The organism is Allosphingosinicella sp. (genome assembly GCF_036387615.1).
Taxonomy (GTDB): Bacteria; Pseudomonadota; Alphaproteobacteria; order Sphingomonadales; family Sphingomonadaceae; genus Allosphingosinicella.
Genome location: NZ_DASVTH010000045.1, coordinates 1 through 19,165 on the forward strand (window position 1 = coordinate 1; position 19,165 = coordinate 19,165).

The following is a 19,165-nucleotide window of genomic DNA, read 5'->3' on the forward strand; positions in this document are numbered from 1 at the left end:
GTCTGTGCGCCAGAATGACGGTTCAAGCCCAATCATCATGACCTTCATCGGTCGCCACGCTCAACGGTTCGTGCAGGCAGGTCTTGTCGCAACACTTGCCAGTGCCTTGAAGCAGAGCGTGGCAATGTTCGCCGACGACGACCCCGTCTTCACCGAGCTTGCTGAGCTGTTTCCTCCCGTGCCGGCGCGGGTGGCCGTTCGGAAGCCGGTACAGCAAGCGGCCTTTCTTTAAGGTCCTGCGCAACGTGGCGGACGTGCACCCCCCCGAGACGCGCAGCTTCAACATGAGCCGCATCCGCGGAACCGGGACCCGGCCAGAACTGCTGGTGCGACGCGGCCTGCACAGGCGGGGGCTGCGCTTCCGGCTTCATGACCCTTCCCTTCCCGGCCGACCTGATATCGTCTTCCGCCGCCATCGGGCGACCATCCTAGTCAATGGCTGCTTCTGGCACGGCCATGGATGCAGACTCTCGAAGCTCCCAGGGACGCGAACTGAATTTTGGTCCGCGAAAATCCTTCGAACCCAGGAACGGGATCGCTTGGCCGTCGAGGCATTGCAGGGGCGCGGCTGGCGGACACTCGTCATCTGGGAATGTGCGCTCCGCGGCGTTTGTCGTCTGTCTTCTGACGATCTGCTCGACCAAGCTGAATCCTTCGTCAAAGGAAACGTCAAGCATAGCGATCTCGCCGGCAGGCAGCCGGCTGCGCAGTCGGCGGCCTAGGAAGCTCCTGAACGATTAATCTCGACGAGCCGCTCCAGAATAGCAAGGTCATCCGCTTCCTGCTCCAGCCCGATCATTCGGAGCAGGCTGGCATCTATTCCATCCCGCACCCCCGGCGGCTCGTCCGCGGCTGTCCGTGCGTCCTGATCCAGGCTCAGGCCTTCAGAGGGCCTGAAATCTTCCTGGAGGTCGTCGATCAGCTGTCGAAGATCACGCGGAGCATGGCCAGAGGTGAGGCTTGCGCGGCCCGCGCCCGCGTCGCTCACGATCGTAAATTGCACTGGGATTGGGAACGTCTCGAACGTGCGAGTGACGGAGAAGCGGGAGGTCCAGCTGGGCGACCGGGTAAGTGTGGCGCCCGCCCACACGCGGAAGAGCCTGGACAGGAACAGCGCCGGCACTGCTCCGTCCCCGTCAATCGTGAAGAACTTCTGGGCTACCACCTCATCTTCGTGAAGGGGAGCAAGCCTCACAGGAAGCCGCCCGTCTTCAAGCACGAAGCGCCTGCTCCCTGCGAAAGGCCGTGACCAGGAAGCCCGAAGGTCGCTCGAGCGCTTGGGCAGCGCGTCGGGGCGGCCCCGCGAGAGGTCAACGTGTGCCCCTAAATCTGACACTGCCGTGTCGCCATTGAGCTCAGCTTCCCGGAGGGCCGCCAGCGGCAGAGCTATGGTGCCGGTTTCCCGGAAGCCCCTCGAAGGTTGGTCCAGCGAACTTCGATACCACCGATACGCCTCCTTCAGTTCCGAAGGTCCGGCTTCCCTGCGCCAGCCGTCGAATGCCTTTGCCGAAATGCGAACGACATCCCTTGGATCGACACCCCGCACCGCGAGCGCGCGATTTCGGGCGAGGCGGATTGGGCGAGGCATCGCAACGTCGTCCGGCAGTACAGGCTGCTGCCGGCGCGGCAGATCTCGCGCGGTCGATACATCAGTATAACGGAGCATCGTCCAGCCTTCTTTGGCCGCCTCCCGAACCGCCACCAGATTGGGTGCTTCGGCGGTGACAAGGAGATGGCGCGGCACTCCGCCCGGTTCAGCCTTGAACGCAGCGCTCAGGTGCGGAAACTGGAGCGTTGAGAGCGCGGACGCAACCTCGGTTTCGGGAACGGGAAAGGCCTCGCCGACAGCATACGGAAGCGACATTGCTCGAACCGCAGCATCGGCAAAGAGGCGAAAATCCGTCTGTTGGAGTCCGAGTTCTGCGGCTCCGCGGTCAGACCCCGGAGCTGATCGGGCGTTCGATACCATCGTCCACAAAAATCGGCGGGTCTCCCCGGACGCCCCTCCCCGGCCATCGATACCCGCAGCAGAAACTTCAGAAGCTAGCCCTATCCGCCCCCTGCGACGCGAGCCGACATCCAGCGAAAGTATTAGCCGCTGCCGCAGATGCCGCTCCCCGGTGAGCACCCTCGCCAGAGGAGATCCGCCCGCGCACACTGCCGCTGCGGCTGCGACCAGATCGGCTACCCGGCGGTCAATCGATCTCTTGGAGTTTCCTGACCAGAAGGGAGACCGCACGGCAGACGTGTCGATAATTGCATCGAATGTCGGCGTGAGCGGCGTACGTTCAACGCCGGCCAGGAGCCCCGACGGGCGCTGGGTTGGGAGCGTTGGCGCCAGCAGCAGAACGGGCTTTTCCCTACCAGCCGAGTCTCTTCGAATTTGATCCCTGATCTCGGCCGCATGTCGGTTGCCCAGGACCTCATCGTCCGCCACCCAGATCACCGCCCCAAATTTCTCGAGAGCGGGAAGCTTGCCGGGATCCTGCAGGACGGTGAGCCGGACCGCGCCTTCCGCAGCACCCTTGTCAGGCTCGTCCCAGACAGCCCTCCAGTCTGGTGCTTTCAGGTGGCGTCCGAGGGCCCGAGCGCGCACTCCGGACAAGATCACAAGGACCCTGTGACCCCGCTCGTGATCTCGGACGGTCTGCGGCTCTCCTCCAACCCCAATCGTCCGCCATTCCGGCTCCGGCTGGCCAGCAATGAAGGACAGGGGTTCCAGCTCGATACCTGTCGCATCAGAGAACGCCGTTGCACGAGCCACGAAGTCCGCGAGCCCCTGCTGGCCCAGCAGATCCGGCAGGGGGCCCGTGAGCCGGACCCGAAGCCTGCCACTTGCGGTCCGGTCCACCTCCAGCAGGCGTGCGATGTCCGCGGCGTGGGCCGCAGCGGCGCCGGCGGCAGCGACGATACGCCGGATCTCAATCATCAGCTGGTGACGGGCAAACATATCTGACTGCCAGCGGGCCGCCGCATCCGCGCCCCAGTTCTTTTCAACGTGTTCGAATGCCGCCTTCTGGCGGGCGCGCAGGTCCGACGCTCCCGATGCCATGAGGAGGTCGAGCAACGTCAGAGGCGCAGAGATGGCCAGTTCAGATATCTGCGTGTTGAGCTGCTCAGCGAGATCATGGGGCGTGCCGACGTAAACCTGCCCATTCCAGAGGACCACATCATGCCAGGGATCTCCGGCGGCGACTGGGTGCTCTTGGCTGGTCGGCAAAAGAACGACCCCTTCGGCGTCAAACGGTTCGAAGCCCGCAATACATGCGCGGTGATCGCCATCGATCGTGCACACCGCGCAATACCAACGGTTCGACAACGGACCGCTCGAATAACACGGAAGCGCAAATCCTTCGGCTTTCAGCGGCACGTAACCAGACAGCCGAAGAGCGGTCAGCGGCTCACCGATCACCGGAGTATCTTCTCTTCCTGATAGAAGCGGCGGACGATCCGGCTGATCTCATCCTGGAACTCATTTGGTGCAGTGTTCGGCTGCCATTCGTAGGTACGCCAGGGAATCCCGAGTCCTCGAAGCTGAGCGAGGAAGGAAGTGTTCTCGGAGCCGTCGTCCTCCAGGTACTGGCGGGGGACCACGGCAAGCAGCACATTGCCGCTCAGCGGAACGTTGTGCGAAGCTGCTACTTCAACAGCCGATGCGCGTTTATCCGGCTGGTTGCTTCCGATCCGCGCCAGACGAGCGATGTCGTGAAAGCCGCGCGTCACGGTTTCATGGATTGGAACCCCCTCCATGAGATCGTGGCGAAGGTTGCCGTCGAAATATTCCTCGAGGCTGCCGAAGGCCCACGCAATGTGACCTACTGCAGCCTCGTGGCTGGGCTCCAGTTCGAAGTCCTCAAGGAAGACGAATTCATCAGCCTCCTCTGAGAAGATCCCATCGGCCGCACCGCCCGTGTCGAACGGGTAGACATGAAAAGGATCCGGCACCGCCTCCGGACGAAACAGGAATACGAACGGGAAGCGGTTAATCTGGTGCGACTTGGCGTCTCCGTCCCGGCTCCGATAAGCTGGCCTAAGCACGAAGAAGTAGACAAGCCTGCGTCCGAAGATTCTGCAGGGCCGGGAATCCAGCTGCTTCGTTTCGACGATCTCCCGCGCCCATCCCGTCGCGGTGACGTGGACAAGGGGAAGGCTCGCCGGTCTGACGCCTCGTTGCGCGTGCTTCCGAAGCTGTCGCTGTTTTGAGGGTGCTCCCCGGCGCTTCATCGGCTTCAGGTCGGCGCTCATCTGACATACTCCGCGTCGGGAGCGGCGATGATCCCTCATCAACGCCCGGTTTTGCAACCCGAGATCGCGGTCACCTTGCCGCGTCCTTGCACACTACGATCGCCACGTCATGGCCGAGCGTGCGCTTCCCGAGGCAGAAGGGAGACAGGCTGTCTCCTTCGGACGTCTATCGTCTCGCTAAAAAACGATGTGCAGACAACCACTTGTCGAGCATCGCGAGACAATGCCTTTATCTTGCCTTCCCCCGCTCCCTGTCAACTTCCAGTCAATCACGTTCGCTTCTCCCGCCCTGATCAAAAAAGAAGGGAGCGAACGCTGCCGCGCCGCTCCCTCCATTGATCGCCGTTCAGACCGCGCGGTCGTAGGCCGTCTCCGCTGCCTCGGGCGTATCGAAGCGCTCCTTCCAGAGAAGGTCGACTGCCGCACCTTCGCCGTCGACCAGGCATGTTGCCGCATGCCAGCCGCCGCCGAGGAAGCTCATGATTGCGACCCTCGCGAGCTCCGTTTCGTCCTCGTCCACGTCGAAGCCGAGATCGAAATGCTGGCCCAGATAGCGCTCCTTCACGCGCGCTTCCCACAGGAAGTCGGCCGCCTCCGCTTCCAGGATCCTCTCCGCCACAATGGCCCCGAACTCCGCCCGGAGCCCCTCCACAATCGCCTCGCCGCGGCCAGTCGCCATCGCAGAAATCGTCGTCATGAACCGTCTCCTGATGCGTCTTCCTGATTGAAGACAGCGCTTCAGGAGCGGGCGGCGGAGCGGCTGTCAGGGACGCCGAAGGCGCCGCGAAGCGGGGCGTGGGGGAGCCGATTTGCGAAGCAAATTGGGGGAACCGCGCATCCTTGAGAGCCGCTTCGCCGTCCGCCACACTAAGCAGATTCGAGCAGAGCCCCCACACCCTCTTCACTGGTGTGGAGGCCCTTTCCGCACTGCTAGCGGCTCTCGATCAAGGGCACGGCGGTGCGGATATCCTCGCCGATGAAGCTGCCTTCGAGGATCGAAACTACGTTTTCATAAGCCCTGGCGGTGGCACGTTCCGCCACGCGCTCGCGCTCCTTGGTCTTCTTGTCCGCGATCGCATTCGCCCTGTCGGCCAGTTCCTGGATGTGCGCCTTCAAGTCGGCGGTCGTGTTGAAATGGTGCGCCATGTCCGCGCTCCTCGTGAAAGTTTCGGGTGGGAGGGCCCCGGCGGCCGGAGCCGCCGGGGTCGCAAACCGCCTCAGAAGGGCACGTCGTCGTCGAGATCGGCGTCGCCGCTGGGCCCGCCGGAACCGCCGCTCTGGCGCGGACGGCTGAGGAACTGGACGTCGTCGGCGATGATCTCGCAGCCGTAGCGCTCGATGCCTTCACGGTCGGTCCAGCGCGTGTAGTGGAGGCGCCCCCGGACCGAGACCAGCATGCCCTTGGTGGCGTGCTGCGCGATGACGCGTCCGAGGCCGTTGAAGCAGGTCACCCGGTGCCACTCGGTATCCTTGGCGGTGAAGCCGCTCGCATCCTTGTAGGTCTTGCCCTCGCTGTCGCGCTTGGGGCGGCTGGTGCCCAGGCTGAAGGTCGCGATGTCGGTATTGCCGCTGGAGCGGGTGTCGGGATCGGCGCCGAGATTGCCGACGAGAAGGACGGTGTTCGTCATGTTCTGTCTCCTGCTTGGTCGCCGGGACCACCCCGTCGACAGCCCCAGGAAGGCGAGGCGAAGCGGGAGCCGCGCACCGCAGGCGGACACGCCAAGGGGAACCCCGGAGCAAGGCCGGCGCGGGCAGCCCGAAGGGCAACACGGGCCGCAGCGACGCGGGTTGCGGGGCGAAGCTGCCGAGCCAGAAGGGCTGACGAAGGAGATGGGGTAGGTCCCGACAAAGCGCAGACGGTCGTGACTCGCCTCGTCTCACGGTATGTTCGGCGACGGGGAGGAGCCCATCTGTCCGGCAAAGGCTGGAGATCTCGTCAGCTCGGAATAACGTCATCCCAGGCGAGACACGGCTCGACAGGAGCCGCGGCCGGCGCGAGTATCGAGGCGTCAGACAAGCGAGAGGACAGGATGCAATTCGTCGAAGCGTTCGAGCGGCTGGGCTATTCCGTCGAAGCGCCACGGCAGGACTGGAGCGCGGCCAACGAGCATGGCGTGTGCATCTCGCTCTGGAAGAAGGAGATGGGCGTCCAGGACGGGCTGATGTGGATGGACACGCGGGTCCACGCTGACCCGATCGAGAACTGGGCCGACAAGCCCGGCAACAGGAAGCGGATCAGGCACCTCCGGCGCGCAATCGACGAATTCGACGGACGCGTCGATGTGGTGATCGTCAGCGGGGAACCGGGCGTCAGCTACGGCACGGCACAACCCTGGTTAGCCGAAGGAGGGCGTGCAGGAACCTGGTGGCAGGTCCTCGACCTGGACGAGGAGAGCGGGCATTTCGAGGTGATACTGCGGCATGCCACAGCCGACTGAGATCCTGGATTGGTCGAGATCGCCTCGCAATCCTAGTTCTCGCGGCAGCTCGCGCTTTCAGCTAGTTGAACTTGCGCGGCCAGGTAGCCGAATCAATCTTTCAGACAGTTCCCGGACGCGGAGCGGGGCAGGAATTGGCCGCCAGTCAGGTCCACCCTCAAAAAAAAGGCGATACGGAGAGAGCCTTGAGCATCGAGGAGCATGACGAGCGGAAGCCTTTCGATCTCGCGGCGGCGATGCAGCCGGTCGTCGTTGATCTGCCCGACCTCGGCCCGGTGACACTGCGGGTTCGATCGGCCGGCTTCCTGCGCTGGTTCGATGAAGGTGAAGCGAACCGGCGGTGGGGGGATCCGGCGAGCTTCGTTCGCGCTCTCCTCTCGGATCGCACGGGAATTCCCGATGATGCCGAAGCAAGTCTCGGCCCCCGCGCGGAAAGCCTCACCGCTGAGCAGGTCGAAGCGGCGGCGGCGATCATCGTCGCATCCGCCGGCGATGCATTCGTTCCCAGCCGCCTCAGGGATCAAGACGACACCGATGACGTCGCATCCGGAGACGCCGGGGCCCCGCTCGCGACGGAGCCAGGCGAAACCGAAAGCGCACGACTTTACAGGCTTGCGAGGGGCTATTCGGAGCACCACCGACGCCAGAGCCAGCGCTTCCTGGACGCAGTGAAGCGCGCAAACAGGGTCGCGGATCTGTTGAGCAAAACCGACGCGCTCTCCTCAATCCTCAGAAACCAGAATATCCTCGCCAGCGGCACCCTTTCTGAGCGTGTGATGCGGCAGGCCGAGGCGCTTCCGTCGATCCTCAAGGTACAAAATTCGCTCGCTAGCGGCTTCTTGGGCTCCGAGGCTCACCGCCGAGCTCTCGCCGCTTCGGATCGATCTCAGTCGATGCTCAAGGCTGCGGATGTTTTGGCATCCTCCTCCCTGTTCGAGGGCCATCGCCGGCTCGCGGAGCAGCTCGCCACCAACGGTTCGCCGCTCAGCCGGCTCCAGGAGAGCGTGAGAGGCATGACCGGACTTCGCGCGTGGCAAACAGCCGAGGAGCGCTCGCGACTCTTCTCGTCCCGCGCCTTGTGGTCTGAAACGGTGAATAAGCAGCTGCGCCTGGGCCTGCCGGCGACGCTTTTCACATCGCTGGCGGCGCAGCTCGCTGGCACCGCTATGGGTGGGGTCCCGCCGGAACTCGCAACCATGATCCGGCCCGGCTACGAGGCCGTGGCCACGGTCGCTCTTGAAGGACTTGCCGGGCCGGGCGCCGCAGCCGAGTTGCTCCGCCGATATGGGGAGGAAGGGCAGGCGCCGATCCTTGAGGCAGTTCGGCAAACCGTGATCCAGCTGGATGCGGAGGACGCGGGCTTCGAGACGTTCATGTCGGCCTACGAAGCCGCGTGGACGGCGATCATGCAGGCGATTGCGTCTACTCCCGACCTGATCCGCAAGCCGGCCTTCGCGGTCTGGCTCGGAGTTCTGATCAGCGTCGGTGCACTTGCGCTGAGCGGCTACCAGGTATTCGGCCCGCCGCCGGTCGAGATCACCAGCCGGATGGACCGGACGAACGACGAGCTCAGGGGCATCAACGATAAGCTAGAAACCGAAAGCAGGAGCGATGAAGCGGCTCGCCATATCCGCTACGTCGAAACAGTCGTTAACCTCCGCGTCGAACCGGACGTGCGCGCGCTTTCAATCCGATTTGTCTATCCGGATCAGTGGGTGCGCGTTCTCGAAACTCGCGGCGAGTGGGCGAAAGTCGAGGTGTTCGACTACGGAACCGACGCGCCTGTTACGGGGTGGGTGAGCCGCCGATATCTTCGTAACCGGGCCCACTAGTTCCCAGTTTAAGTCTGTCCGCGCGCGCGGCAACGCCCTCACCACGCCGGTAGATGCGCGCCTGGTTCAAGCAGTCGAGGCATCGCCCGCAGCGCCCCGCAGATCGTCCAGCCGCTCGCGCGCGACCTCTTCAACAAGGTCACGGAGGCGGCGGACGCAGTGCGTCAGCGCGTCAAGATCGTCGCGGCTGATCTCGAAACTGGCGGAGTAACGCGCCTCCACATAGGCCCGCTTCAACAGCTCAAATCGGCGGCGCTCCAGCTTGGTGTCACGGGGCCAAGCCTCGATCAGCCGCGGCTCATTGTCCTCTGCCAGCGACCGCAGGAATTTGATGTTATGGGACCGCGGAAAGTAGAGCGTCCGCACTAGGAGAAAACAGACATAAGCCCGCTCCGTCGCTTGGTGGAGCGTGAAGGCTGCATCCTTTCGCCACCCAGCATCCTCGCTCCCATGCGTCAGTTGGGTTTCCGCGGTCGCTATTGATCTGTCCACTTTGCTAATCCAGTCGCCAAGATAGCCGCTCGCCATCTCGTACGCATCCTGCGGCGAGGCCGGCATGGGGGTCGCAAGCTCGTGCTGCGGCAGTTCATAAAGGGCGATCCCGTCGCGAACGATGTCTGTCCAGAAATACTCGCCGCGCTTCAGCGCCTGGTTCACCTCGTCAATCGAATGGACGATGATGTTGACGGGCCGGCCGATCTCGGGATCGCGCAGGATTCTGTCCTCGGCGACATACCAATAGTCCGCGATGTCGGTCAGGTCGCGATGGCTGACCACGATCAGCAGGTCGAAATCGGACTGGTAGCCGTTCTCCGGCTCGTTCACCCAATCGTCGCGTGCGTAGCTTCCGAACAGGATGATCTTGTAGATTCTGCCGTTCCGCCGCCAAGGCTGAGTGGCACGCGAGGTGACCTCTTCGAACTCTTCCATGAGGATGTGCACGGCGCGGGCGAGCTCGCCCTGCTGCACCTGCGGAAGATGATCGACGTTAATGCGCATGAGCGCTTGGTCCCCTTTTCTCGCCCGCGATGCAAGCTGGCCGACGGTAACGCGGCGCCTTGGTTGGAGGTGAGAACATGCTTGTGGACATGCGCCAGGCCTTTCGACGATGGCCTTCCGGGTCCCGGCGCCGCGGCCGCACGAGGGCGGCCATAGCAAGGTAGTGGCCGTTCCGGGGCGAGCGCAAGAGTGGCTGAACCGGGCGGAGCCGGTTCAGCCATGGGCGGCTAGGCCGCCGCCGCGGCACGCCGGGCTTCTCCCTTGGGATGCGTCCCGAGCGGGCCGCGACGATCGACCACAGTCACGCCCTGCTCCTTCGCCTGGATAACGAGGCGTTCCAGCACGCCGTTGCCGGAGAACGCCACGACAAAGCGGGGTTTCAGCGAAAGCATCTGCTCATTGCGCTTGAACCCGGCGCGGGAGCCGAGCCGGCTGTCGAGGCCGAATGCGATCTGCGGGACCTTGCGGCGCTCGGCCCAGGAGGCGGCCAGACGATCGACGCCCTTGCCGTCACCGCCGTGGACGAGGACCATGTCGGCTACGTGGTCGCGCACCTTGTCGAGCGTAGCCCAGACGTTGGCGGCGAACGCCTTTGCGTCCTCTCCGCTCGCGAAAGACAGGCGGCCGCCGGCGAAAATGACCGGCGTTCCCTGCGGCATCGTCGCCGTGCGGCGGGCTTCGGAACGGGCCCTCAGGAACTCCCGTCCCTCGACGACGGCAGAGGTCAGGTTCGCCCCATGGTTCAGCCGCGAGCCGCCGGCGGGCCTCCAGGAGGAGCCGGTCTCGTTCATATAAAGGGCGGCCGCGGCTTCCCGGAAGCTTTCGAGGCCGAGCATCGCAACTTCGGCGGCGCGCGCCCGGGCAATCTGGTTCTCGAGCTCGGTGGTGTGGACTTCGGAGCCGTCCGCCGACGAAATCAGCAGGCGGATTTCGTCCGTCGCGCGATCGATCTGGCCGCTGCGCTTCGTGGCTGCACGATGGAAGAGGTTGACGATGCCCCAGGCAAGCTCCTCGGCGTCATCCTCAAGAGCCGTGTCAGGAAAGAGGGCGAAAAGCTCCGACCAGATTGCGCCAAGTGTCTGGTCGACGGCGTCAGGGTCCGGCAGTTCGGAGGAAGCGGCGGAACCGATCCGCTCTACTCTGAGATGTCCGAGCTCGAGCTGCGCGAGTTGGGCGGCAAGAGTTGTGTGCATGATGTGTCTCCCGTCATTGCGGCGCCGGGCGATCCGGCGACGGGAGCCCGTGAGACCCGGCACAGGCGCAGGGCCGCACCGCGCGACGCGCGGGACACCCCCGGACGAGGCTGGCGCGGGCAGCCCCGCAAAGCGGGGCAACACGGGCCGAAGACCGGCGGGTTGCGGACCGGCGGCGACGGGTCAGGGCCCCTCTCGCGCCGGATCCGGCGACAATCGGGGGAGCATCTGTCCACGCAGAGCGTGCCGCTCCCGCACATTGAAGCGCGCTCAGGCGGCAAGGCGCTGCGCGTCCTCCAGACCATCAACAGCTTCGTCGGTCCTGCCCCCGAGACGCAGGAGCAGCTTGCATGCCTCCTCAGCCTTGGCAGCTGCGGTCAGTATGGCCCGGCTGTCGGTCTTCAGCACCTTGAGCCACGATGCGAGGTAGCTCGCATGATGGTCGAGATGGGCAACCGGAAGCCCGAGCTCCGCGCCCAGCATGGCCGCCGCAAGCTCCGCGATCAGCTCCTCGACCGCATAGGCATCGCTGCCGAACCGCCCGGCGAGGCTTCGCGCGAGCCTGCTGTCGTGCCCGGTCCAGTGGGAGAGCTCATGCGCGAGGGTGGCGCGGTAGTGGTCGAGGTGCTCGAAGGCGGATGGATCGGGCATGGTGATCCGGTCGATCGCAGGTTCGTAATAGGCTTGGATTCCGTAGTGGCGCAGCCGTGCCGGGATGCTCGCGAAGAACATGTCCAGGGCGAGGTCCCGCGCCCTGGGCTCGGCCAACGGCCGGGGCGCCGGAAAGAACCGATCCGGGAGACCGTCGACCTGGCACGCGTTGAACACGGTGAAGCTCTTGAGGACGCGTCTTGTCTCGTCCTGCACGAGCCCGGTCTCACGGTCCTCGACCTCTTTCGAATAGGCCCTGTAGAAGATGGCGATCGTGCCGCGTTCGCCTTTTCGGACCTGCCCGCCCAGGAGCTGGGCCTGGTGATAGGTTAGCCAGAATGGAGACGCATGGCCCGCAGCCTCGGCGGCCATCCAGAGCCAGAGGGTGTTGATGCCCTGATAGGGCGTCCCGCAGGCGCGAAGTGGCCGCGACGCGCCGACGGCGTTCCAGGGCCTGATCCAGGGGCGGGTGCCCGCTTCCAGGCGCTCGATGATCGCCCGCGTGATCGTGTCGGCGGGGCTTTGCAGACGGGATGAGGGTTTGCGCATTTCCGGTCTCCGGGGTGCGGTCATTCGCGACCACCCTGGCCACCGCTGACTCTCCTCTCGAGAGCCGCGCGAGTTCACCAGAACCTCCACCAAGGCCGCGCCTGACGCTCAAGCTCGCGGTCGAGGCGGTAGAGGGCGGCTGTGAGGTGGCTCCTTACCTCGTCGCTGGAGATGCCGAGTTGCACGGCGATCTCGTCGTAGGCGAGGCCCTCTCTCGCACTGAGGAAAAGCACCTCCTGCTCGATCGGCCGGAGCTTCGAAGCTGCTCTTTCGAGCTGGTCGAGCCCCGGCTTGCGGGGTAACTTCGGCATGGAACTTCTCCTCATGCTCGAGAAAGGTTGAGGGCGGCTGGGAATCCGGGCGGCAATCCGTTCCGACCTGTGCGCCATCCTTGCCAATCTCCTGTGAGGCGTCGCCGCCCTTCCGGATGGGTGATGGTCGACTGGTCAGTGAGGCACCTCAGCTAGGCGCGTCGGTCGGGGTCGATTGCGGCGGTAAGTGGGGAGAGCCTGCATTTCCCGTTGGGCAATCCCTGTGGCCACTTTTCACTAAGTCCGGTCGCCGCCCTCAGCCTTTGCCGAGGGTGACCGGGCGGACCTCCGCCAGAAGGACCGCCCGGGAAGAAGTGCCCGGGAGACGTCAGGCGGCTTCTTCGATCTCGTGATTGGCGTCTGCCGTCGCAGGATCGCCAACGTCGACTTCGCCTCCGGGAGCGGCATCCACGCTGGCTTCGTCGACCAATTCGACGCGTTGGACCGGCGCCGGAGCGAAGCGCATCGCTTTGGGCACCCAGGCGAGGGCCGCCTCCTTGACCTCGACCTCGGCGATGAAGTCGCCCGAGAAGATTCGCTCGCAGGACTGGGCGAGCTCGACCTTCTTCGCCTTGGCGTAGCGGTCTGCGAGGGCCGAGCCTCCCACCTCCGCCAGAGCGCCGAGTGTGACGCTCTTCGGCACCCGGTCGAAATAGTTGGCGCCTGTCGGTCGCCACCAGCGCGCGACGTCGATGCCTAGCAGCCGGCCGAGATGGTCATGGAACGCGCAGAAGCGCTCGCCGGGAAGGTTGAGGCTTGCTTCCAGCGTCCGCGCCACCGCGTGGCCGAGCCATGCTGCCCGCGCGGCGTCGGGAAGAGCGCGGAAGGCGTCGAACCGCGCTGCTCGCGTCTCTCCTTCGGTCCAGCTGCGGTCGAGCGCCGCGTCGACCTGTGCTCTGGCAATCGTCGCCGCCGCTTCGGGCGTTTTGAAGTCGAACACCGGATTGAGAGGCGCGAGCGCGAGAAGCGAGGAGCCGCTCTTCTCGCTTGAATAGCCGGCGTCGCGGTCGATCATCAGAAAGATGCCAAGGTCGAGGGCGAGTTCTGGATCGGCGGCCACGTGCACCGCCAGGATATCCCGGCGCTGCATTGCGAGCTCGTCGATGAGCCTCTGCGAAAGTCCGGCAGGCTTCGCCCTCGGTTCGGCTGCTTCGGCTAGGTGCGACGCGCCGGCATCGCTTCCGGCGTCGCCCGGTGCGAATTCGGCGTAGAAGCTCGTGTCGAGCCGCGCTCGCCCCTGCTCGTCGAGGACCAGGAATCCGCCGACCTGCGCCTTCAGATCGTCGTCGATCAGCGGCGGCCTATGGACGATCGCATCGATTCGGTCGCTGAGATCCCGGATCCGGGCATCCGCCTCCTGCCGCGCCTGCTCCTCCATCTCCTCGACTTGAAGAAGGTCCACCAGTTCCTCAATTTCCGCTTCCAAAGCATCGACGCGGGCGGTCTCCTCGTCGGTCAGAGGAGGCGTTTGGACGGACACGCGGCGCAGCCCTTCCACCTGCGAATGGCCGACCCAGCTCTCGAGCGTAGGCCGCACGAACGCCAGACCGGTCTCGGCCGCCGCTTCGGCTGCCAGCGCTTCCATCTTTTCGCAGGCCAGCCGCTCGAGCAGTGCGACGTCGAGCCAGCGCGACGACGCCTCATCGGAGAACAGGTCGCGCTCGATCCGTCCACCCGCGGCGACATAGGCTTCCTCGCCGACAAGCTTCGCGCGGCGGTCGCCGGCGCTCGCGGTCGCTTGTGTCATCATCCGGCGAATGCTGTCGGGATGGTTGGCGGTGTAGCTGCGCCCCACCTGCTCGAAGACCCAGGCCTGCCGCTCCCGGTCCGGCGTGGCGGCATACGCCTTGGCGACATCGAGACTGATCTGGCCCGCGCCGAGCGCCTCGAAGACGACGGGAGCAAGCCCGGCGAGGCGGAGCCGACCCTCGACGAAGCGGATGGTGAGGCCGAAGCGGCGGGCGATGCCATCGACATCGGCGCCCTGCTCGATGAGTTGCTGGAACGCGACGCATTCGTCCGCGGGGTTCATCGAAAGCCGCTGGAAATTCTCCGCTAGGCTGGCCTCCCGGCCGGCGGAACAGCCCTCGACGACGAGGCAGCAGACCTCGAAATCCTTCGCGAGCTTACCATCGTCGGCGAGTCTTTGAAGCGCTCGGCGGCGCCTTTCACCAGCTTCGACTGCGAAGCAGCCGCGCGGCTTGCCGGCGGCGGTCACAACGAGATTCTGAAGCAGCCCGCGGGCCTCGATATCGGCTTTGAGCTCGAGGTCGGCCCGCTCGTCCGTCCTCCGCCGCACATTCCGAGGTGACGGCACGAGCTTGTTCAAGGGGATGGTTCTGATCATGGTCGGTCTCCGGGAAGAAGCCGGTGCGGCCTTTCCGCACCCGTCGCTCACCCGGCTCCCGCCCTCTCTCCTCTCATGAGAACATCAGTCCTGCGCTAATTCCGGCCATTCGATGCGCGCGTTTTGAATCCCAAAAGCTGTCGTTCTATCATCTGCATCGCTGCAGCCTCTGAACGAGCGGCATGAGGTTGCTGTCGCTCCGACTGTCAAGCGCGAGCGGCGGCTTTCAGCACGAGCGGATGTTCGCGCTTATGTCCGAACTGGCCTATATACGCGCAAGGTTGGCCGATACCCGAACACCGCTTTTGGGTTTGACGCCGAAAAAAATGGCCTAGCTCGGTTGCATTCGGCTGTGCCTGCGTCATGATGAGACCAAGCCTAGATCGACTGGCCCCTTGAGCTCCCGAGGGCAACGCTAGGAATCGCTTGAGACATGCATCTCTGGATCGATAATACCGGGCTCCACGGTGCTGGACGATGTCTTACCGTAGACGCCAAAAGCATTTATGACCTCAAGAGCCTGCTTCAATTTTCTACACTGATCGTGTTCGCCGAAACACTGGATCTAGGAAGCTTCGAGTCGGGCGAGGTAGTTGATGCAAGTGCGCAATATCGTGATTTGCTCCTGGAGCTGGGTTTGGAGAGATCCGCGCTTTCTATCATTCACAAAACTCGCGACCAATATGCGGCCGCTTGTCGCCAGGCAGCCGAATTCGCCAGCGAGGAACTAGAATATCGGTTTAGGGCCGACGAGCGCCTCCTGCTTGCGCTTCCTCACGCCAATATCCCGCGCGGCGCGGAGTTCCAGCCGGAGCGAACTCGTTGGATCGCGACGGAATTGACTGACCCCATCGAGTTGGAGAAGATTAACGCCGAAGCCCTCGACAATCGCGCGACCGACGCGATTTATTACATGCTCTCGGGATCTGCCGAGCTTCGTTCTGCGGTGGCCGCGCTGATCGGCGATAGCTCGGAATGGTCAAGCGGGCATACGTTCCAGGTCGAATCGATGCTCCGCACATATTTGAACGAGAACTTGGCACGCCAAGTCGGCGCGAACTATGCGCCGGCCCCCCATCGGGCCGACGTCACATTCCGGCAAAACCAGTGGATTCTTGAGAGAATTAATACATCCCTGGACGCGATCGTCGGAGAGCTCCGGCCTGATCCGTTGGGAATTCCGAGCGTTCAGGCTGCCCTTATCCGGAGGTCCAAAGGAGACCCGAAGGGCTTGGTCCAGGAAGCTCTTTCGATGAGGCGGCGCACCAAAAGGCTCCGTCGCTCGCTGGCGAAACTGCAGAAGCTGGAAGTGGACAGCGCCGTTGCTCACCGGCGCGTCCGGGAAGAGATAGGCGAGCTGGCGAAGGAAGTGCGTTTTGACTTGAAATTGGACACGCCGCCTCGCTTTCTGGACGCGGTCTCTGTCGAGTTCCAACTGGGGCTTCCCGGTGCTTCCTTGGAGCCTAAGGCGTTTCTCGATTGGGTCAGGTTTCGCTTCCGTAAGGGGAAAAGGGCTGTGCTTACCGACATCGTCGTGGACGCCGGCCTGCTCGGCATCGATCAAGTTGATTACGCAAGGCTCGCGAGAGCGAGCACAGGTAAAAGTTCACTCGCCGCCCAATTCGCTGAATCCGCCTTTCGGCCATCCATTCGCGGCGGCGCAGGCGCAGGATAATGCACGGTCGAGCCGAGCCCGCGGAGCCGCGATGGCCCCCTACCGCGGCTCGCCGATCGAATATGTCACCTCGGTTTCGCTATTGTCGTCGCCGGGACCACGGGAGCACATGCACAGGTGCTTTGCGCGCAACGTCACCTGGACACCTTTAGCGCCGAGGACACGCGTCATGTCATCGCAGATATCGCGCGCCATAGTTTCCTGGATCTGAAGACGCCTTGCGTGAACATCGCGAACGAGCCGGACGATCTTGCCGAGACCGGTGATCACCTGTCCGGGCAGATAGGACACGCTCGCCTCTCCGAAAAACGGCAGGAAATGGTGTTGGCAGAACGTGTAGAATGAAATCTTATCGACTGTTATCCAGCCTTGGTAGTCGGTCACGCGCAACGTTTCGTTGAGCACATCGTCCGCCCGGAGAGCGTAGCCGCTGAACAGCTCGCTATAAGCCCGGCTGATGCGATCGAATGAAGGCTCAAGTGCGGTGCGCACTTCCTCGTTAGGAATGAATCCGAAGGGACCGCCATCACGCATCGGGTGCCTCCCTGCGTAAGAGTGAGATCGTCTGCGGGAGGTCGACGCTAGCGTCATTGACCTGTCCGGCCAGCCAATCCGAGAATGCCCGAAGATCCGCGGGCTCAAGCTCGACATCATAGATCATCGATGAGAGCTGTCGCGCGAGCTCCTCGATGTCGGCGCATTGAATACGGCTCGTCAAACCGACCCTGTCCGCGAGCCGGTAGCTGGAAAGCGGGCAGCGCGCGAAGAATTGCTCCGCATTGTGGACTACGCCGCGACGGGCAAACCACTCGACGATCTTCAAGTGCAGCTTAGTCGGCTTGTTGGACACGAGAACGATTGCCTCGGCGGACATCGACTGGACATGATCGACCAGCCGGCCGATGTCATCATCGAGATACTGGACGACGTGCGACATCAGCATCACGTCGATGGGCCGCTCCGGTCGCGGCAGGTCGAAAAAGTCGATCGTTTGCCGCGTGTGGAGCGAACACTCGGCATCCGGGAAATCGAGGATGTCAATCAGTAACGCTTCACGATCGGCAAACGCCCGGGCGGCGATGTCGCCAAGGCCAGCGCCGACATCGAGGAGTATGCCGGCGCCGGCTGGCGGCAGGATCCTTCGCAGCGCCTCCGAAATCAGCTGGTTCTCGTTGTTGATCTCACCCTTGAACTGAAGGAGACGGTTTGCGGTCAGATTGGATTTGATACTCATCAACTCTACAGTTTGAAGGGGGTGAACGTGATGTCGCGATCGAACGCATCTTCCTGCTCGATCCGCTTGATCCGACGAACGATGATCACCGTCAGCGGCAAGGCGACGATCTCCCATCCAACCTTGACCGCCCATCCGGACAGGATGATCGGAAGCAGCACGCTTGGCGGCAGTACGCCCCAGAACGCGATCAGGACGAACAGGGTGGTGTCGACTGCCTGACCGAAGATTGTCGATGCGACGAACCGCAAGGCCATGTGCCTGCCGTTGTGCCGAACCTTGAGTTTGGCGACGATATAGGAGTTAACGAATTCGCCGCACAGGTACGCCACGATAGACGCCAGCACGATCCGCGGCACGTGGCTGAAGATCGCGTCGAACGAAGGCTGCCCCGGCCAGGAAGGCGATGGCGGCAAAGCGCGCGCAATCTCATAGAAGGAAACCATTAGGATCAGACAGGCAAAGCCGGTCCAGATCGTCCGGCGCGACGTTGCGTAACCGTAAACCTCGGTAAGCACGTCGCCGAAGACGTAGGCGAGCGGAAACAGGATGATCCCGGCCGGGAGCTCGAGTCCGGCTACCGCGAAGATTTTTGTGTCGAGCGTATTCGAGATGAGCAAAGTCGACACGAAGAGTCCCGTGATGGGCAGCAACAGCTTATGCTTGGTCATTTCTCCAACTCCCGAACGAAGGGTGGATGTTTGCGGAGTGCATTGACGATGAACGGCTTGTCCCGGTTGTCCGGATCAGCCTGCCGGTTTTCGATCTGACGGGCGATCAGGTTCACCATCGTCACCAGCTGCGCGGGCTCGACCGGAATTCCCAAGGTATGCTGGCCAGCGACGGGAACGATCATGAACGCGTGGACGCCGGGGACGCCTGCCTCGATGTCGTTGGGGTTGGCGATAACGAGGCTCGAAGTGAACCACGTGAGATCATCCGGAGTGAGGCCGAAGACCGAAATCGACCCTATATTGGTGTCGGCCAGACGTTGGCCGCGTTCGCGCACTACGCGCGCGAGACGCGATGTGACGCGGTCGAGGAATACATCGAATTTCTCGCCGCCGCCGATGTCGCGCTTTGCCACAAAGTAGGTCAATGATGCCTGCCGCAGCAGCAGTTGATCGACCACGATGTGCAGGAAGCTGTTGTCGCGATGGTCGATGAACTCCGGCGATACGATCCAGAGTTCAGGCGGTGAACCCGAAGTCCGGTCGGCGAGATCGGCTTCCCATTGGGCAATCTCCGGCAGCGACCAAATCTCCACTGCGTTCGATACAAAGAAGTTTTGGGAAAGCTCGATGTCCGGCCGCTTCTGCGACGGCTCGTCCAGATACTTCGGCAACGCGCCGTCGAAGACGTGTGCCGCCGCGTAGGCGCTCAACATCCTCTCAAGCGGTTCATTATAGACCGAGGCAAACTGCCTTAGCTGCTCCGGCTTCACCGCGCCCTTGCCCTGTTCATATCGGGCAAGAAGCGACTGCCAACTTGCTTCAGTACCGCCGAGTCGATCCACAAGTTTTCCGCCGGCCTCGATTTGCGTCATGCCGGTGCGCTCCCGCAGTGCGCGCAGGTAGACGCCAAATCGCTGCCGCTGACTGCGGGAGTTGTCGGTCGTCTCCATGCGACGTTGCTATATCATAGCCGGATCATCGGCAAGAACGTTATGAGCGGCTAGGACGATCTCTCCC

19 protein-coding genes are annotated in these 19,165 nt (G+C 63.5%); 5 read left to right on the forward strand and 14 right to left on the reverse strand.

Features of this window, described 5'->3' with window-relative positions; genetic code table 11:
* Positions 1-232: hypothetical protein (locus VF631_RS09905; RefSeq protein WP_431850136.1), on the forward strand; the 232-nt coding region annotated here is incomplete at its 5' end.
* A 22-nt stretch (positions 233-254) separates the two neighbouring features.
* Positions 255-722: a very short patch repair endonuclease gene (locus tag VF631_RS09910; RefSeq protein ID WP_431850172.1), complete on the forward strand. Its 468-nt coding sequence runs from the start codon at positions 255-257 to the stop codon at positions 720-722.
* Here VF631_RS09910 and VF631_RS09915 read toward each other — a convergent pair.
* The 5 genes from VF631_RS09915 to VF631_RS09935 form a co-directional block, all read right to left on the reverse strand.
* Positions 719-3,412, reverse strand: a complete 2,694-nt coding sequence (locus tag VF631_RS09915; protein ID WP_431850137.1) for a hypothetical protein — start codon at positions 3,410-3,412, stop codon at positions 719-721. The genes VF631_RS09910 and VF631_RS09915 overlap by 4 nt on opposite strands.
* A complete protein-coding gene (locus tag VF631_RS09920; protein ID WP_431850138.1) occupies positions 3,409-4,245 on the reverse strand; it encodes a hypothetical protein in 837 nt (278 codons plus the stop codon). Before VF631_RS09920 ends, VF631_RS09915 begins: the two co-directional genes overlap by 4 nt.
* Positions 4,246-4,591: 346 nt before the next feature.
* Positions 4,592-4,942 carry a hypothetical protein gene (locus tag VF631_RS09925; RefSeq protein ID WP_431850139.1) on the reverse strand — a complete coding sequence of 117 codons (351 nt, stop codon included), beginning with the start codon at positions 4,940-4,942 and terminating at the stop codon, positions 4,592-4,594.
* A gap of 233 nt (positions 4,943-5,175) precedes the next feature.
* Positions 5,176-5,391, reverse strand: coding sequence for a hypothetical protein (locus tag VF631_RS09930; protein ID WP_431850140.1), 216 nt, complete (start codon positions 5,389-5,391; stop codon positions 5,176-5,178).
* Positions 5,392-5,462: 71 nt separating this feature from the next.
* Positions 5,463-5,873: a single-stranded DNA-binding protein gene (locus VF631_RS09935; protein ID WP_431850141.1), complete on the reverse strand. Its 411-nt coding sequence runs from the start codon at positions 5,871-5,873 to the stop codon at positions 5,463-5,465.
* 402 nt (positions 5,874-6,275) lie between these two features.
* Between VF631_RS09935 and VF631_RS09940 the strand changes: the two genes are divergently transcribed.
* The gene (locus VF631_RS09940) at positions 6,276-6,683 is read left to right on the forward strand and encodes a hypothetical protein (protein WP_431850142.1); all 408 of its coding nucleotides are present in this window, start codon (positions 6,276-6,278) and stop codon (positions 6,681-6,683) included.
* Positions 6,684-6,868: 185 nt separating this feature from the next.
* On the forward strand, positions 6,869-8,515 hold the full coding sequence (locus VF631_RS09945) for an SH3 domain-containing protein (RefSeq protein ID WP_431850143.1): 1,647 nt from the start codon (positions 6,869-6,871) through the stop codon (positions 8,513-8,515).
* 66 nt (positions 8,516-8,581) lie between these two features.
* Here the strand turns inward: VF631_RS09945 and VF631_RS09950 are convergent, their stop codons facing one another.
* The 5 genes from VF631_RS09950 to VF631_RS09970 form a co-directional block, all read right to left on the reverse strand.
* Positions 8,582-9,514 (reverse strand): HEPN domain-containing protein, encoded by a 933-nt coding sequence (locus VF631_RS09950; RefSeq protein ID WP_431850144.1) that lies wholly within the window; start codon positions 9,512-9,514, stop codon positions 8,582-8,584.
* A gap of 227 nt (positions 9,515-9,741) precedes the next feature.
* Positions 9,742-10,707 (reverse strand): DUF2493 domain-containing protein, encoded by a 966-nt coding sequence (locus VF631_RS09955; RefSeq protein WP_431850145.1) that lies wholly within the window; start codon positions 10,705-10,707, stop codon positions 9,742-9,744.
* 270 nt (positions 10,708-10,977) lie between these two features.
* Positions 10,978-11,907, reverse strand: a complete 930-nt coding sequence (locus VF631_RS09960; protein ID WP_431850146.1) for an ArdC family protein — start codon at positions 11,905-11,907, stop codon at positions 10,978-10,980.
* A gap of 74 nt (positions 11,908-11,981) precedes the next feature.
* On the reverse strand, positions 11,982-12,218 hold the full coding sequence (locus VF631_RS09965; RefSeq protein ID WP_431850147.1) for a sigma factor-like helix-turn-helix DNA-binding protein: 237 nt from the start codon (positions 12,216-12,218) through the stop codon (positions 11,982-11,984).
* A 328-nt stretch (positions 12,219-12,546) separates the two neighbouring features.
* Positions 12,547-14,565, reverse strand: coding sequence for a ParB N-terminal domain-containing protein (locus VF631_RS09970; protein ID WP_431850148.1), 2,019 nt, complete (start codon positions 14,563-14,565; stop codon positions 12,547-12,549).
* A 433-nt stretch (positions 14,566-14,998) separates the two neighbouring features.
* On the opposite strand from VF631_RS09970, the gene VF631_RS09975 reads away from it, so the two are divergent.
* Positions 14,999-16,240 (forward strand): hypothetical protein, encoded by a 1,242-nt coding sequence (locus tag VF631_RS09975; RefSeq protein WP_431850149.1) that lies wholly within the window; start codon positions 14,999-15,001, stop codon positions 16,238-16,240.
* A gap of 39 nt (positions 16,241-16,279) precedes the next feature.
* On the opposite strand, the gene folE is transcribed toward VF631_RS09975, so the two are convergent.
* The 4 genes from folE to VF631_RS09995 are packed head-to-tail and all read right to left on the reverse strand — an operon-like array spanning position 16,280 to position 19,098.
* Positions 16,280-16,774 carry a GTP cyclohydrolase I gene (gene folE / locus VF631_RS09980; protein ID WP_431850150.1) on the reverse strand — a complete coding sequence of 165 codons (495 nt, stop codon included), beginning with the start codon at positions 16,772-16,774 and terminating at the stop codon, positions 16,280-16,282.
* A complete protein-coding gene (locus VF631_RS09985; protein ID WP_431850151.1) occupies positions 16,767-17,474 on the reverse strand; it encodes a hypothetical protein in 708 nt (235 codons plus the stop codon). The genes folE and VF631_RS09985 overlap by 8 nt, the downstream gene beginning before the upstream one ends.
* A gap of 5 nt (positions 17,475-17,479) precedes the next feature.
* On the reverse strand, positions 17,480-18,145 hold the full coding sequence (locus VF631_RS09990) for a queuosine precursor transporter (RefSeq protein WP_431850152.1): 666 nt from the start codon (positions 18,143-18,145) through the stop codon (positions 17,480-17,482).
* Positions 18,142-19,098 (reverse strand): helix-turn-helix domain-containing protein, encoded by a 957-nt coding sequence (locus VF631_RS09995; protein WP_431850153.1) that lies wholly within the window; start codon positions 19,096-19,098, stop codon positions 18,142-18,144. The genes VF631_RS09990 and VF631_RS09995 overlap by 4 nt, the downstream gene beginning before the upstream one ends.
* Positions 19,099-19,165 lie beyond the last annotated feature (67 nt).

Excerpts from the sequence above, each read along its gene's own strand:
- VF631_RS09920 (WP_431850138.1), bottom strand. The coding sequence starts at position 4,245 with ATGAGCGCCGACCTGAAGCCGATGAAGCGCCGGGGAGCACCCTCAAAA.
- VF631_RS09925 (WP_431850139.1), bottom strand. The coding sequence starts at position 4,942 with ATGACGACGATTTCTGCGATGGCGACTGGCCGCGGCGAGGCGATTGTG.
- VF631_RS09930 (WP_431850140.1), bottom strand. The coding sequence starts at position 5,391 with ATGGCGCACCATTTCAACACGACCGCCGACTTGAAGGCGCACATCCAG.
- VF631_RS09935 (WP_431850141.1), bottom strand. The coding sequence starts at position 5,873 with ATGACGAACACCGTCCTTCTCGTCGGCAATCTCGGCGCCGATCCCGAC.
- VF631_RS09940 (WP_431850142.1), top strand. The coding sequence starts at position 6,276 with ATGCAATTCGTCGAAGCGTTCGAGCGGCTGGGCTATTCCGTCGAAGCG.
- VF631_RS09950 (WP_431850144.1), bottom strand. The coding sequence starts at position 9,514 with ATGCGCATTAACGTCGATCATCTTCCGCAGGTGCAGCAGGGCGAGCTC.
- VF631_RS09955 (WP_431850145.1), bottom strand. The coding sequence starts at position 10,707 with ATGCACACAACTCTTGCCGCCCAACTCGCGCAGCTCGAGCTCGGACAT.
- VF631_RS09960 (WP_431850146.1), bottom strand. The coding sequence starts at position 11,907 with ATGCGCAAACCCTCATCCCGTCTGCAAAGCCCCGCCGACACGATCACG.
- VF631_RS09965 (WP_431850147.1), bottom strand. The coding sequence starts at position 12,218 with ATGCCGAAGTTACCCCGCAAGCCGGGGCTCGACCAGCTCGAAAGAGCA.
- VF631_RS09970 (WP_431850148.1), bottom strand. The coding sequence starts at position 14,565 with ATGATCAGAACCATCCCCTTGAACAAGCTCGTGCCGTCACCTCGGAAT.
- VF631_RS09975 (WP_431850149.1), top strand. The coding sequence starts at position 14,999 with ATGCATCTCTGGATCGATAATACCGGGCTCCACGGTGCTGGACGATGT.
- folE (WP_431850150.1), bottom strand. The coding sequence starts at position 16,774 with ATGCGTGATGGCGGTCCCTTCGGATTCATTCCTAACGAGGAAGTGCGC.
- VF631_RS09985 (WP_431850151.1), bottom strand. The coding sequence starts at position 17,474 with ATGAGTATCAAATCCAATCTGACCGCAAACCGTCTCCTTCAGTTCAAG.
- VF631_RS09990 (WP_431850152.1), bottom strand. The coding sequence starts at position 18,145 with ATGACCAAGCATAAGCTGTTGCTGCCCATCACGGGACTCTTCGTGTCG.
- VF631_RS09995 (WP_431850153.1), bottom strand. The coding sequence starts at position 19,098 with ATGGAGACGACCGACAACTCCCGCAGTCAGCGGCAGCGATTTGGCGTC.